The organism is Savagea faecisuis, assembly GCF_042675605.1.
Classification (GTDB): Bacteria; Bacillota; Bacilli; order Bacillales_A; family Planococcaceae; genus Savagea; species Savagea faecisuis.
On the sequence record NZ_JBHTJF010000034.1, the window covers coordinates 102,463 to 117,073 of the forward strand.

Here is a 14,611-nt window from a genome sequence, read left to right on the forward strand (position 1 = left end):
TTCGTTCCATTACAATAGAGTATTGTTACAAGTTTATTGCAAATTGATTTCAATTATATTTCAAACAAACTTTACTTTTTCAATAGACGTCAAATATACGATAGTACAGTCGTGTACTATTTTTTAGAAGAAGGTGAACCTTTTGTGATGACGAAAGAAGAGAAGTTCGCATTTGTGGAACAATTCGTCATGGATTATCGACATGTGCATTACCGCATCGCGTACAGCTATGTTAAAAATGAACAAAATGCACTCGATATCGTACAAGAAGCGACTTTAAAAGCATTGCGCTCCATTCAAAAATTAGATGAAATTCAATATTTAAAAACTTGGTTTTATCGAATTTTAGTAAATACAGCGCTCGATTTTTTACGGAAGCATCAACGAGTTACCGTGATGGAAGATGATACTTTGCACTTTTTACTTCCAAGTGAAGAAAATGAAGTGACCAATTTTGATTTGTTAGAAGCGATTGATCGCTTATCTCCTATCCATCGCACTGTCATCGTATTGCGTTTTCTAGAAGATTTAAAATTAGAAGAAATCGCCGCGGTGACAGATACGAATGTGAACACCGTAAAAACTCGTCTATATGCCGCTTTAAAAAAGCTTCGACTCGATATAGGAGAGGAGTATTTATAAATTATGAATCGGATGAATGATTATCGTCAATCGTATGATGACATCCCAATTCCGCCCGAACTCGATAAACGCTTGCGCGACACGATCGCTCAAGCTCAACGAGAACAAAGACGCTATAAACGAATGAAACGTTGGATGTTTTCATTCGTCGCATTATTCGTCATTTGGATCAGCTCTTTAAATGTGAGCCCTCAATTCGCGCAAGCGATGGCTGCAGTACCAGGGTTTCAATCGATCGTTTCTGCTTTAACGATTCATGAAATCGTCGTAGAGCAAAATACGTACGAAGCGCATATTGAAACTCCTACCGTTACAAACATTACAGATCCAGAACTTGAACAAGTGCTCAATGCTAAATATATTGCGGAAAGTGAAGCGCTCTACGATTCATTTGAGAAGAAACTTGTCGAAATGGAAGACGCTGGTGGCGGACATTTAGCTGTTGACTCTAAAGTAGAAGTCATTACAGATACCGATATTTTATTCGTATTATCTCGAAGCTACTCTGAAACTCAAGGCTCTTCCTCTTATGAAATTGAGTACGATAATGTCGATAAACAGTTAGGCGTCGTTTTAACTTTGCCTAGTTTATTTATCAATGATGAGTACATTGATCGAATTAACGAATATATCGTGCATTATTTAGAAGACGAACAAGCCGTATCGATTAACCCCGAGCAAAAACCTTTACCACTCATTGATGCGGAGCAACAATTTTTTATTTCAAATAACAAAACATTAAACATTTCATTTGATAAATATGAAATTACAGCGGGAGCTTACGGGCCGATTACGATCGAAATTCCAACGTCTCTCATCAACGATTTATTAGTTAGCCATCGTTACATCGAATAAAAAAAGCGTGGACGACAAAATCTTTCTTTCAAAGACTTTGAACGTTCACGCTATTTTCATGCAATTCTAATCGTATTTTGTTGATTCGTGACGGCATGCAATACGCTAAGAGCTGCTAAGTAACTCGTTTTCGGATTCGCTGGCATCGGGTCATTTTCAATAATTGTCGTCATTTTACCGAACGTACCGTCCGCTTCAATCGTATGTGTGTTTTTTTCAGCATGTGGATCAGCGAGCACTCTCACTTTCGTACGCTCCGTGCCTACTCCTGCAAGCGATAAGGCAATCGCCACATTCATATTGCGCGGGAATTGTGCAATCGCTTCTTCTGCTGAACCTTCAAAGATCACTTCTACTTCTGTCAGTGGTGTCGCTCGCTCTGGCAAGGCACTCGGCGGTTTACGCGTCGTCAATTGTACACTTTTTAATTCATTTAAAGCATGGGCAGATTGAATCGCATCTAATCCACCGATTGCGCCTGACGGAATGAAAAGTGCCGTTCCATATTGGCGAGCTAACGTTTCGAATGAGTCGCGCACTTCTCTTTTTCCTAATACACCGATACTGCTTAAAATTAACGATTTTCCCGCACGTATAACAGCCTCTCCATACTGCTCAATCGTTTCAATCGTACTCGTTTCCACGACATAATCGAACGGTTGTTGGACAAACTGTTCGATATTATGAACGACTTCAATTCCTTTTCGAGCTAACGCTTCCACTTGATCTGTTCGACTTGTTAACACATGGGTCACTCGAATATCTTCCCGTTCTTGAAGGGCTTCTACGAGAAAAGAACCGATATTCCCGTATCCGATTAAACCTATTTTCATATTGTTCACCCTTTCTTCTCTTCTATCGTAACGCATTTACATCATTTTCACGAATGAAAAAGTGCCACCTATAATACAACTTTGAAATCGAAAGTTTTTCACCTGATTTTAAAGTGTGTTTTAAGTTTCTTGGAGTGCAAGGTGCGACTCCTGCGGGAACAGCACGAGCTGAAGACCCCACAGGAGCGTGGTTTTTGCGACGAGGAGGCTGAAGCCGTGCCCGCGGAAAGCGCCACCTGGAACGGAAAGAAACGAGATATTTGAATCACTACATAAAAAAAGACTGTCTAGAAAATCAGTTTTACTGATTTTCTAAACAGCCTGATGATTAACCAACTACAGTCGATTAGAATTCTTCACCAACGTTATTTGACAAAGAACCATTAAAACTACTTATTTAATTGTTCCAACCATATCTTTCGCTACTACGTACTTATCGAACTCTTCTTCTGTAAGGAGTCCTGTCGCAAGTGCAGCTTCTTTTAAAGTTGAACCATTTTTATGTGCTGTTTTTGCGATTTTCGCTGCGTTTTCATATCCGATGTATGGGTTTAACGCTGTGACGAGCATGAGTGAGTTTTCTACTTTGCTTTCGATTTCTTCGAGGTTTGGCTCGATTCCGACCGCACAGTTGTCGTTAAAGCTCATCATTCCATCTGCTAACAGTTTTACAGACTGTAGGAAATTGTAAATGATAACTGGCTTGTAAACGTTCAACTCAAAGTTACCTTGGCTCGCTGCGAATCCGATCGCTGCGTCATTCCCCATCACTTGAGCAACGACCATCGTCAATGCTTCTGATTGTGTTGGGTTCACTTTACCTGGCATAATTGATGAACCTGGCTCGTTTTCTGGAATTGTAATTTCGCCAATTCCTGAACGTGGACCGCTCGCTAACCAACGAACGTCGTTTGCGATTTTCATCAAGTCGCCTGCAAGTGCTTTTAATGCGCCATGAACGTATACAACTTCATCATAGCTCGTTAATGAATGGAATTTGTTCGGAGCTGAAGCGAACTCAACGCCTGTTGATTTCGAAATTTCTTCGGCTACTTTTTCGCCGAATCCTTCTGGTGCGTTTAAACCAGTTCCGACTGCCGTTCCACCGATTGCGAGGTCTTTTAACATTTCGACAGATTGTGTAATCATTTCTTCTGAACGCTCAACCATACGGCGCCATCCACTGATCTCTTGTCCGAGTGTAAGTGGTGTCGCATCTTGTAAGTGTGTACGACCAATTTTTACGATCTCTTTAAAGTCTTCTTCTTTTTGTAACAATGTTTTCTTGAATACTTCAAGCGCTGGGATTAAATCTTCTTGAACAGCAAGCACTGCTGAAACGTGAAGTGCTGTTGGGAATGTATCGTTCGAGCTTTGTGATTTGTTCACGTCATCGTTTGGGTGTAAACGCTCTTCTTCGCCCCACTCTTCTAGCAATTGGTTACCGCGATTTGCGAGTACTTCGTTCATGTTCATGTTCGACTGCGTACCGCTACCTGTTTGCCAAACGACAAGTGGGAAGTGCTCGTCCCATTTACCTGCAATAACTTCTTCCGCTGCCGTTACAATCGCTTTCGTTTTCGCATCTGATAAATTACCGAATGCGTTGCTTGCGAGTGCTGCTGATTTTTTCAAATGAGCAAATGCACGGATTACTCCTAAAGGAATGCGCTCTCCACCAATTTTGAAGTTTTGTTTACTTCGTTGTGTTTGAGCACCCCATAATTTGTCTGCAGGCACCTTCACTTCTCCAAATGTGTCATGTTCAATACGATATTCCATTTTTTCGTCACCTCTTTATTATGATAAAAAAGACTTATACTACCATCATAAGCTCCATTTCATTTTTTTGAAATGAAAAGACTTATTCAAATAGTAGATGGCTAGACATTTGCATTATAACATTTATATGATGTAGAGTCGCTCTTTATCTTTTAGATGACAATTTTTGGATGCCCGCAATATAAAATGTAATGAGAGCGAAAATTGTACACGCGAGGATAATAATCGCCATCGGAATCGCACTCATTTCTCCCATAATTCCAACGAGTGGAGAGACAATAGCGCCACCGATATGTGGGAGTAAACCGAGAAAAGCCGAAGCACTCCCGACATCTCGTTCTTGTAAATTCATCGCGATTGAAAATCCTGTCGTCGATACTGAACCGACACAGGAAATAATGAGGAATAATGAAAGTGCAAGTAATGTAAGGGATCCTTCTGTCCATACTGTATAGCATAATAAAAGTGCACCAGTTAATGCGACATATAAAGACAACTGCAATATTTTAGACTCCGCCATGCGAGAAGACAAATGTCCCGCTACTTGTGCGGCGAGGATAATACCGATTCCGTTCAATGCGAAAAATAAAGAAAATTGGAATTCCGTCACACCATAAATTTTCTGAAGAACGAATGGAGAACCCGCAATATATGCAAACATCGCGGTCATAATGAATCCTTGCGTTAAAGAAATACTTAAAAATGTGCGGTCGCGCATTAACTTTCCAAATGTTTTAATGACGCCAAAGACGCCCCCTGTTGAACGTTTTTCATGATGTAATGTTTCTGGTAGTCCAAAAAAGACACCGATTAACATGAGTAAACCGATCAATCCTAACACGTGGAAAATCCCTTGCCACGGAATAAATTGCAAAATAAACCCACCAAAAATAGGAGCTAATATCGGAGCAGCTCCGTTTACGAGCGATAGTAACGCGACGAACTTCGTCAACTCTTTCCCACTGTACATATCGCGCGCAGAAGCCCGTGCGATGACAATCCCAGCAGCCCCCGTAAACCCTTGAATAAAACGTAAAACGATAAAGACATAAATATTCGGGCTAAACGCACTTAAAAACGAAGCGAGCGCGTATCCGATTAATGTGAACAATAATGGTTTTCGACGACCGTGAACATCACTGTACGGACCGAATACGATTTGTCCGAATCCTAACCCTAACAAACAAGCTGTTAAACTCATTTGTACGAGTGATGTCGACGTTCCGAGATCAGACCCGATTTCAGGAAGGGCGGGTAAATACATATCCATCGATAAAGGACCGAACGCTGTTAAAGAACCTAAAATCAAAATGAGCCAGACGCGCATCATAACATTCTTCTCATCCGGTTTATAAATTTTCTCCATACAAATCCCCCTTTAATTGAAAATCATTCTCAAATATAAAGTTGATTATACCATGAACTCTTCTACCTACACATAATGTGCTCACAACGTAAAAAACGCCACAGCTTTGTACTGTGACGTTCATCTTTTACATATTTGTGCGCATCGCTTCAATAATATCGATTTTCGTCGCTTTTTTCGCTGGACGGAAGCCAGAAATAATTGCGACCGCTATGCTGATCGTTGATGCGATTAAAATGAGTGGCAAAGTAATCGTCGAAAATGTAATGCCCGCATCTACAACTCCTTCATCTTTCGTCGCAAACTCTAAAATAAGTGGCAGTAATTGATTCGCTAAGAAACTGACTACGTATGAAATAATAATCGCAATCGCTGTACCAAGCACCCCAATCCAAGCACTTTCCATAATGAATAAGCGTTGAATTAATTTTGGACTCATTCCGAGTGCTTTCATGACGCCAATTTCACGCGTACGCTCCGTCACAGCCATCGTCATCGTATTGAAAATGCCGATCGATGCGATCAGTACAGCAATCGTCCCTACAAAGACGAGACCCATTTTAAACGCTGTGAAAAATAAATCGAATTGTTCGATTTCATCTAATACCGAATACGTACTGTAACCGAGGGCTTCGATTTCTGTCTTTAAATCTTTGACGACATCCGCACTTTTCGCATGGATCGCATAGTCATTGTAAAACAACGTATCCGTCATTTCTTCTAGCTCAAACTTTTTATATACGTCTACAATTTGAGGTTGATACGTTTGACTAACGAAAATCGTTGAATCGGAATTCCATTCACGCGCTGGCGCTTCTTTAATCCCGACGATTGTAAACGTATGTTCAAACTGTTCTCCATCTTCCTCTTCCACATCTTTCGGAATGACGTATTGAATTTCTTTTCCTAATACATCTTTCTTTTCGCCGTCTATAAACGACTCTCCGAAATGATACCCGACGACGACTTCGTTTTCATTTTCAGGGAAACGTCCTTCTTTTAATTTAAAGTCGAGTTGGCGCTCAATATCGTAATCCACTAATTCTAATTCTCCGGTATTTTCCACTCCGTTGAAATAAACAGAATCCGGAATCATGATGCGTGATCGTTGCGCAAAAATGTGAACGCCCGGTAATTGACTTATTTTTTGTACATCTTGTTCTTCCATTTCACCTGCCCAAACTTTAACTTCTGTAATGCTCGCATTCGATAAAATTTCTCGCTCTGCTGTTTCATGTAAGCCAAATCCAATCGACGCTAAAACGATTAAAAAGGCTGTTCCCATCGTCGTCGCTAAAATCGTCATAAAGACGCGGAGTCGATTTTTCTTCATATGGCGACGTATGTACAATACTTGTTCTTTCAATGTCATCGTCTTTCTCCTCCAATCAATTGACCGTCATGCATCGTATACGTGCGATCCGCTGCTTGTGCGACCGCTTCATCGTGAGTAATGATGACGAATGTAATGCCTTCTTTTTGATTTAATGATTGAATGAGCATTAAAATATCTTTTTCTGTTTCCGAATCTAAACTTCCGGTCGGCTCATCTGCCAAAATAATAGCTGGACGGTTAATTAACGCGCGTGCAATTCCGACACGTTGTTGTTGTCCTCCTGACAACTCGTTCGGATAATGAAGGCCCACTGATGTCAAACCGACTCTTTCCATAATTTCATCCACTCTCACTTTGCGCTCTCGTTCCGCCACTCCCATTAAAACTAACGGGAATTCAACATTTTCATAAGCGGTTAAACCAGGAAGCAGTTGGAAATTTTGAAAAATAAACCCGAGTGATTGGAGACGAAATTGTGCTCTTTGCTCTTCATTCATCGCCGTTAACTCTGTTTTATTCAATAAAATGCGCCCTTCTTTCGGCTGCATAAAACCTGCTAGTAAATGAAGGAGCGTCGACTTTCCCGAACCGCTTCGCCCTACGATCGAGACAACCTCTCCTTCTTCCACTTGAAAATTCACCTGTTGAATGACAGGCACTTCTTTATACGTTTCTTTTTTACCGATTGTAAAGTGATGACTTAATTCGCTCACTTGAATCATGTTGCTTCATTCCTTCCGTTTCATTCATTGCTTCTCATCTTAAAACGTAACAATGAAGAAACATTCATTGGAATTCTTAATTTTCTTTGAAGATGCACTCTTTTTCAGACATTCACACATCGTCCTTATGTTGTATAGTAAAATACGCCTACATTTCATAAATAAATGGTATAATCAAAATATTATGACAGTAATTTAAAGGAGAATTTGATTGTGAGAAATTTAAAAATCAGTACGAAAATAGCGCTCGCTACAGCAGTTATTATTATGGGGTTAACGATTTTCTTCACAGCTTCCCAATTAAATTATGTAGGCAAGCTCGAAAACAATTTCCAACAAGAACAAAATGGAATTGTCGCTGAAAGTATCCAAGCTGATTTAGATTCGATTTTTCAGCAATTAGAAATGGCCCTCATTCCAATCACAAAAGATGAGGCAATTTTACAAGCTTTTCAACAAGAAGATCGTGAACAATTACTCGCTTTAACAGCACCTCTTATGGATGATTTACAAGCGCTCGGCGTTCAACAGTTCCAATTCCACATGCCGGATGCGACTTCTTTTTTACGCGTCCATCAACCAGAAAAGTTCGGAGATTCATTAGCTGACTTCCGACATACCGTCGTCGCAGCAAATGAACAGCGCGAGACGATTCGGGGATTAGAAGGTGGAATAGCTGGGGCTGGTTTCCGCTACGTCGTTCCTCTCGCTCTTAACGGAGCTCATCTCGGAACGGTAGAGCTTGGACTCGGATTTACAGAAGATTTATTACAGCGATTCGTAACGAATTACGGAGAACAATGGGCATTTGTCTCTTTAGAAAACGATGATGTTATTTTAGGCACTGCCGAGACATTTCCTACTCCGTCTGAAAAAACAAAACAACAATTAATGAAACAACCTTTTTTCAAGCAAGATCATACGAAAACTTCTTACAGTTTGTTTATCCCTTTAACGGATTATTCTGGAAACATCCTTTGGGCACTGCAACAAGAGGTGGACACCTCTGAAATATTAGCGGCGAAACGAGGACAAGTCGTAAATACAATTTTATATACGATTGTCATTATCGCCATCAGTGTCACAATTGTCTTCTTCGTCATTAAACGTCTCTTATTACCACTTTCTCGATTGACCGCTTATGCTGAACGTTTAGCGGACGGAGATTTATCTGTTCAAACGATCGAAACTCGTAATCGCGATGAAGTAGGGCAACTCGGACATGCTTTTAACGTGATGACCGATCAATTGCGAAAAATGATTCAAACGATTTCTTCCCATGCAGTAAGTGTTGCGGCAGCCACTGAACAACTGTCCGCTAATAGCGAAAACACGACGAAAGCTGTCGAAGAAATTGCGATGGCTATGCAAGAAGTGACAGAAAATACGGAAAGACAGGCGACTGAAAACCGACAAGTTTCTACGATTACGAACGAGTTGACGAAACATATTCACGTCATTGCATCCGACGTCCAAACGGTAGCATCCGATGCTGTTGAAACGACAAATATCGCGAAAGATGGGCACGATGTCATCTCAGAATCAATTCAACAAATGAAACACTTGCAACATTCAAGTGAAGAGATGGGGACGATCATCGGTCATTTAGATGAACGTTCACAACAAGTCGGGCAAGTTATTGAGCTCATTACTGGTATCGCTGACCAAACGAACTTACTCGCACTGAACGCCTCTATTGAAGCGGCTAGAGCTGGGGAACATGGAGCTGGATTTGCGGTCGTCGCAGAAGAAGTGCGTCAACTAGCAGAACAATCTAATGAAGCTGGACAAAATGTGTATCAATTAATTAGCGATATTCAAGAACAAATTCAGCGCACGGTACGCACGTCAGAAGATAGCCAAAAAGTCGTCGCATCGAGTTTGCATTTAACGAGCGAGGCGAACGAAGCATTTGAAAAAATTTATCATTCTGTAAATGAAGTAACGATTCGTCTCAATGAAGTCGCGACGAGTCTTCAAAATACAGAACAAGATACGACAAAATTACAAGAAGCAACGCGTTCGTCTGAACAACTCGGCCAAAATTCAAATCATTTCGTCCAACAAGTGAGCGCCGCTTCCGAAGAACAATATGCATCTGTACATGAAATTACAGCTGCCATTCAAACATTGACTGAGATGGCTGGAGAGCTTGAAGATTTAACAAGTACATTCAAAGTAAAATAAGGAATAAAACAAGACAGAACATGTATGAACAAGATGCAAAGTTTGTTTGTCGAATCCGTTACACTTACAAATTATTTTGTCTATTGTCATCATAACTGTTGCTTTATGTAAATTCCTTTGATATGATAAAGAAGAATTATTTTTGTTCGAAGCACGACTTTGTCACGTTATACGTTTGACGACTTCTAGGGTAGAGCAAGGATAGTAACATATGTACGATTTGCAAGGTGCAACGTACGAGGAGGAAACAAAGATGGAACAAGGTAAAGTAAAATGGTTTAACGCAGAAAAAGGATTCGGATTCATCGAGCGCGAAGAAGGAGACGACGTATTCGTTCACTTCACTGCTATCCAAGGCGAAGGATTCAAAACTTTAGAAGAAGGTCAAGACGTAACTTTCGAAATCGAAGAAGGACAACGTGGACTTCAAGCAACTAACGTTAACAAAGCGTAATTAATTTTACACATTCAACCCTCTCGCATATGCGAGAGGGTTTTTTCATGCTAAAATACAGACAATACTTCACGTGAAAGGAGCTAGTCTCTTGGAGTTTATCGATTACGTCATATACGGACCAACCGCTCTAGCTTTTCTCGTTTTTTTATTTTCTTACTTACACGATCGGCGAAAAGTGAGTAACGGTTTTTTATTTTTAATCTTTTTATTTTTCGCTCTCGTCGTCCTCACTTATGCCGCTTTCACTTACAATAGCCTCTTTCTCACCGTCATCATTGGCATTATTTTTCTCATTCTTATTTTCTTTGCGATTTTCGGTGGTTTCATTATCGCAGGGGCTTCGATTTGGAATGCGCGAATTTTAATTCGACGAGAAGGATTTAAAACGGCAAACCTTTTAACCCTTCTACTCGGAATCGGAACGATTTCTTTATTTTTTATCCCGCTTTTCGATTGGAATCGTCTTTTATTCCCTGGAGCTCAAGCGATCGTTAACTTCGGTTTGTTTATCGCGTTTTATTTCGCTTTTCACTTCGTCATTTATTTAATGGCTTCATTTCTCTATCATTGGTATCGCCCTCGCTACAATAAAGACTATGTCATCGTTCTCGGTAGCGGTTTAATTCAAGGGTATATCGTATCACCACTTTTGCAAAGTCGGATTTTCAGAGCGATCGACTTCTATCATAAACAAGAGAAAGCGACAGGCCAGCCACCTATTCTCGTCTTTTCCGGGGGACAAGGACCAGATGAACATTTATCTGAAGCGGAAGCGATGCGTAACTTTGCGGTAGAGCAAGGTATTCCAATAGAACAAACACGTATGGAAGACCAATCGACGACCACTTTTGAAAATATGAAGTTTTCAAAAGCTTTAATCGAAGAAGAAACGAACGGTAAAAAATATCGCGCCCTCTTTTCAACGAATAACTATCACGTCTTTCGTGCAGGAATTTATGCAAAGTGGGCTGATTTTGACGCGCAAGGCATCGGAGGAAAAACGGCACTTTATTACTGGCCGAATGCGATGCTACGTGAGTTTATCGCAGTTGTCGTCATGCACAAAAAGAATCATTTCATTTTCATTGCAGTGACCGCTTTACTGTACGTCAGCTTTTTAATCATGAGTCGACTGCTCGTTTAATTGCTCAAAAAAACAACACTTGATCAAACGATGAATTGATCAAGTGTTGTTTTATAAGTCGATTCAATCGGGAGACTGCTTTGCTCCTTTTGTTGTTGTTCTTTTTTCATCCCATTAATCGTCAACATCATCGCTAATGTCACCGCTCCTACAATGACGATGACACCGATGATCAGTCCGATGACGAACGGCTTTCCTTTCATATTCGGGTCACTCCTTTTTTGTGCATTGTTGTTCCGCCAAATAATCCAGTGCTTCTTGATAATCTCCGAAGCTATCTTCTAACTGCTCTTCAAAATAAATATTCCATGCATCGAGCTCTTCTAACAAGACGAGTTCATTGCCACGCTCATCGACCCATACTTCTTCAATAGGTTCGTAAGGTGTTGTCAATAGGCGAATCGAGTCGGCGATAGCTTGCGTCAACTCTTCTTCTGTCGCTAAACGAATGTTGTGAAGTCCGCGACTATCCGGCTCATATCCTGGCAAATCGCCGACATAAACGAAGCCATTTCCATTCGGATGTAAATGTTGTACGACGACCGTCTTATCATATATACTTTCATCTAAATGATAATTCAATCGCTTCAGAGAAACTTCTTTCTTCGTAAGGTTTGGAAATTCTTCAATCACTTTTTGTTTCTGTTCAAATGTTAACATCATCTACCAACTTTCATTATCGGGTTACCCACTTTATAATAACGATGAGGGCTAAAATTATAGCGATGGCTACGGCAAAAAACCAATCGGGCGTACTGCCTGAACCAAATTCAAACATACGCATCCCCCTTTCTTTATCACTTAGTATACCATGAGACTTGTCATAGTTTCGAGAGGTGAACAATATGTGGAAAACAATTTTTAGAATAACAGTACTTCTGCTCATTTTATACTTTACGCGTCCACTATGGGAGAAATATACGACAGATTACATCAATTTGGACTTTTTACAACCTGTTGATGCAAAAGTTGAACAATGGACAGAGCGTGCTAAAACGAGCGAATGGCCGTCTCAAATGTGGGAATCGATTAAAACAAATGCTGAAGATGTTTACAATCGTATACGTGGCGTCGATAAGAAACCCATCCTAGAAGAAGTAACGGCTCCTTCGACTGAGACGCTCCCTTCTACAGTGGATTATGAAGGGGCTCTTTCTTTAGGAATCCCGCATGAAACGATTTTGGACGTGTTAGGAGAACCGAAACGCACCTTATTGAATGAATATCAAACCCTTTGGCATGTGTACCATGAAGATTATAATCGCTTCACGCTCATTGCCTATGATCAAAAAAATGAAATAGCTGGGTTGTATACAAATAGTCCAATCGCGCTTTTAAGTGAACCAGTCCAATATGGACACTCCAAAGAACAAGTGAGACGAGTATATGGAAAACCTTTAACTGAAATGACAAAAGGACGTACCATTTTCGTTTTGCAAGAAAACGAAGGACTCGATGTTTTTCAATTGGAAGACCGTTACGTTTATGCCTTTTACGATGAACATCGCAACCATACATTAACTGCGCTCCTTGTCGTTGCGCAAACGTTAGAAAAAGAAAGACAATCGATGTACGTCTCAAGCAGTCAATCTTTACGTAACAGTTATGAACAATTATTGTTTGAACTGACGAATGCGGTTCGTGTTCGCGAAGGGAAAAGCATTTTGCGCTTTCATGATGCGTTAGCTTCCACAGCGCGAAAACATAGTATCGATATGGCGAAAAATGATTATTTCAACCATACGAATTTACAAGGAGAATCTCCTTTCGAACGCATGCGAAAAGATCGCATTCATTATACGCAAGCAGGAGAAAACTTAGCTTACGGACAGTTTAGTCCCATTTTCGCTCATGAAGGACTGATGAACTCTTACGATCACCGTATGAATACGTTAACACCGAAATATACGACTGCTGGCATCGGTGTCGCCTTTAATGATGATGAAATCCCCTATTTCACACAACTATTTTTGAAAGAATAAAAAGACGAGTTTCCTTTCGATGAGCTGCTCTAAAAACAGCTTAGAAAGAATTCTCGTCTTTTTTTAACGGATTTCCGAAAGAAGTCTCCCATCCTCAAGGAGTGTGAAGGTGCGAATAGCACCAATGAATAGGTGGGAGATGAATTTCGGTTGGCTTTAGCCAAAGAATTTGGTAAAATATAGACATAATGTTCTTTGACAACTGGATATATGGAGTTGCATACGGAAATAAGAGCGAAAACCAAGCCCCTCGTATGCGTAAAATATCCAAGGTACTCAAAACATTGCGTATCAGTAGGGTTGGAATGCCCCGAATTCACGCTCGTGGAGAACACATAAGACTTGCTTGCAAGCTATGTTCGTGGAAGCGAGAAGCCCCCACTTCAAGTAGACCGTAAGGTTAACTAAGTGGTGGGTAGTTCACTGATTAAGCTAACATTAGTTTTTCGAGTTGGAGTGGCTCGACATAACCGTCTTTTCCGTAAGCGCGCATATTTCCACCAGAAATTTCATCGATGAGCATGAGCGCTCCTTCTGAATCACGACCGAATTCCAATTTAATATCGTACAATTCGAGCTGACGCTTCGCTAATTCTTCTTTGACGATTCCGGAAATTTGTTTCGTCATTTGTTCTAGTTCATCATATTCTTCCGCTGTTAAAAGTCCGAGCATGACGAGTCCATCTTTTGAAATCGGTGGGTCATTGCGCTCGTCATCTTTTAAAGTCACTTCTACGAAAGCGTCGAGTGTTTGGCCTTCTTCGCAGTATTGACCGTAACGACGGTAGAAACTTCCGACTGCGCGATAACGACAAATCACTTCGAGTCCGTTGCCAAACATCGTCGCTTTTTTCACCGTCATCGTCGCTTCTTCAATATTCGAAGATACGAAATGTGTCGCTACCCCGTGCTCCGCCATTTTCTCGAAGAAAAATGTCGTCATACGTAAACCAGATTGACCCATCCCATCGATTGTCAAACCGACTGTATTCGCTCCTGGATCAAAGACACCGTCCGTTCCTGTCACATCATCTTTAAATTTCAAAACGACTGTGTCGCCTTCTCCTTCATACACGTCTTTCGTTTTTCCAGCGTACAATAAGTTCATCTTCACTCGTGCTCCTTTTTCGACTTTTCTTCAGTATAAGCTATATTTGACGTGATAAAAAGAGATATCGTTCGTTTTTTATGAATATTTTATAAAGTTTTTTTAGGAATGTACGTTTTTAAAAACTAAGGAGGCACTCCGCTCTTCAATTTTCGATAACATATGCTATGCTTAAATGAGCAAATTGTATAGATTCA

The 14,611-nt window shown here is 40.6% G+C and carries 14 protein-coding genes; 6 read left to right on the top strand and 8 right to left on the bottom strand.

The annotated features are described in order from the left end of the window. Window positions 1–147: 147 nt before the first annotated feature. Entirely contained in the window at window positions 148–642 is a 495-nt protein-coding gene (locus tag ACFQ0V_RS09890; RefSeq protein WP_381013220.1) for an RNA polymerase sigma factor, read from the top strand. Window positions 643–645: 3 nt separating this feature from the next. After that, window positions 646–1,497 carry an RsiV family protein gene (locus tag ACFQ0V_RS09895; RefSeq protein ID WP_381012895.1) on the top strand — a complete coding sequence of 284 codons (852 nt, stop codon included), beginning with the start codon at window positions 646–648 and terminating at the stop codon, window positions 1,495–1,497. 56 nt (window positions 1,498–1,553) lie between these two features. Here ACFQ0V_RS09895 and nadX read toward each other — a convergent pair whose 3' ends face one another. The 5 genes from nadX to ACFQ0V_RS09920 all read right to left on the bottom strand — a co-directional run bounded on the left by nadX (window position 1,554) and on the right by ACFQ0V_RS09920 (window position 7,536). After that, window positions 1,554–2,330, bottom strand: a complete 777-nt coding sequence (gene nadX, locus ACFQ0V_RS09900) for an aspartate dehydrogenase (RefSeq protein ID WP_381012898.1) — start codon at window positions 2,328–2,330, stop codon at window positions 1,554–1,556. 393 nt (window positions 2,331–2,723) lie between these two features. Beyond that, window positions 2,724–4,112 (bottom strand): class II fumarate hydratase, encoded by a 1,389-nt coding sequence (fumC, locus tag ACFQ0V_RS09905; RefSeq protein ID WP_194562547.1) that lies wholly within the window; start codon window positions 4,110–4,112, stop codon window positions 2,724–2,726. Between the two features lie 145 nt (window positions 4,113–4,257). Beyond that, entirely contained in the window at window positions 4,258–5,478 is a 1,221-nt protein-coding gene (locus ACFQ0V_RS09910; RefSeq protein WP_381012902.1) for a multidrug effflux MFS transporter, read from the bottom strand. A gap of 127 nt (window positions 5,479–5,605) precedes the next feature. Beyond that, window positions 5,606–6,850, bottom strand: coding sequence for an ABC transporter permease (locus tag ACFQ0V_RS09915; RefSeq protein ID WP_381012904.1), 1,245 nt, complete (start codon window positions 6,848–6,850; stop codon window positions 5,606–5,608). Next, window positions 6,847–7,536 carry an ABC transporter ATP-binding protein gene (locus ACFQ0V_RS09920; RefSeq protein ID WP_381012907.1) on the bottom strand — a complete coding sequence of 230 codons (690 nt, stop codon included), beginning with the start codon at window positions 7,534–7,536 and terminating at the stop codon, window positions 6,847–6,849. Before ACFQ0V_RS09920 ends, ACFQ0V_RS09915 begins: the two co-directional genes overlap by 4 nt. Before the next feature lie 213 nt (window positions 7,537–7,749). On the opposite strand from ACFQ0V_RS09920, the gene ACFQ0V_RS09925 reads away from it, so the two are divergent. The 3 genes from ACFQ0V_RS09925 (at window position 7,750) to ACFQ0V_RS09935 (ending at window position 11,324) form a co-directional block, all read left to right on the top strand. Further along, window positions 7,750–9,723 carry a methyl-accepting chemotaxis protein gene (locus tag ACFQ0V_RS09925; protein ID WP_381012909.1) on the top strand — a complete coding sequence of 658 codons (1,974 nt, stop codon included), beginning with the start codon at window positions 7,750–7,752 and terminating at the stop codon, window positions 9,721–9,723. Window positions 9,724–9,976: 253 nt separating this feature from the next. Next, window positions 9,977–10,177 carry a cold-shock protein gene (locus ACFQ0V_RS09930; RefSeq protein ID WP_381012912.1) on the top strand — a complete coding sequence of 67 codons (201 nt, stop codon included), beginning with the start codon at window positions 9,977–9,979 and terminating at the stop codon, window positions 10,175–10,177. Window positions 10,178–10,268: 91 nt separating this feature from the next. Next, a complete protein-coding gene (locus ACFQ0V_RS09935; protein ID WP_381012914.1) occupies window positions 10,269–11,324 on the top strand; it encodes a YdcF family protein in 1,056 nt (351 codons plus the stop codon). A 23-nt stretch (window positions 11,325–11,347) separates the two neighbouring features. On the opposite strand, the gene ACFQ0V_RS09940 is transcribed toward ACFQ0V_RS09935, so the two are convergent. Together ACFQ0V_RS09940 and ACFQ0V_RS09945 are read right to left on the bottom strand one after the other, a co-directional pair. Beyond that, window positions 11,348–11,527, bottom strand: a complete 180-nt coding sequence (locus ACFQ0V_RS09940; protein WP_381012916.1) for a hypothetical protein — start codon at window positions 11,525–11,527, stop codon at window positions 11,348–11,350. Window positions 11,528–11,534: 7 nt separating this feature from the next. Further along, window positions 11,535–11,984, bottom strand: coding sequence for a hypothetical protein (locus ACFQ0V_RS09945; protein WP_381013222.1), 450 nt, complete (start codon window positions 11,982–11,984; stop codon window positions 11,535–11,537). 185 nt (window positions 11,985–12,169) lie between these two features. On the opposite strand from ACFQ0V_RS09945, the gene ACFQ0V_RS09950 reads away from it, so the two are divergent. Then, window positions 12,170–13,306: a CAP domain-containing protein gene (locus ACFQ0V_RS09950; RefSeq protein WP_381012918.1), complete on the top strand. Its 1,137-nt coding sequence runs from the start codon at window positions 12,170–12,172 to the stop codon at window positions 13,304–13,306. A 427-nt stretch (window positions 13,307–13,733) separates the two neighbouring features. On the opposite strand, the gene ACFQ0V_RS09955 is transcribed toward ACFQ0V_RS09950, so the two are convergent. Beyond that, window positions 13,734–14,414: a phosphoribosylaminoimidazolesuccinocarboxamide synthase gene (locus ACFQ0V_RS09955; protein WP_381012920.1), complete on the bottom strand. Its 681-nt coding sequence runs from the start codon at window positions 14,412–14,414 to the stop codon at window positions 13,734–13,736. Window positions 14,415–14,611: the final 197 nt, after the last annotated feature.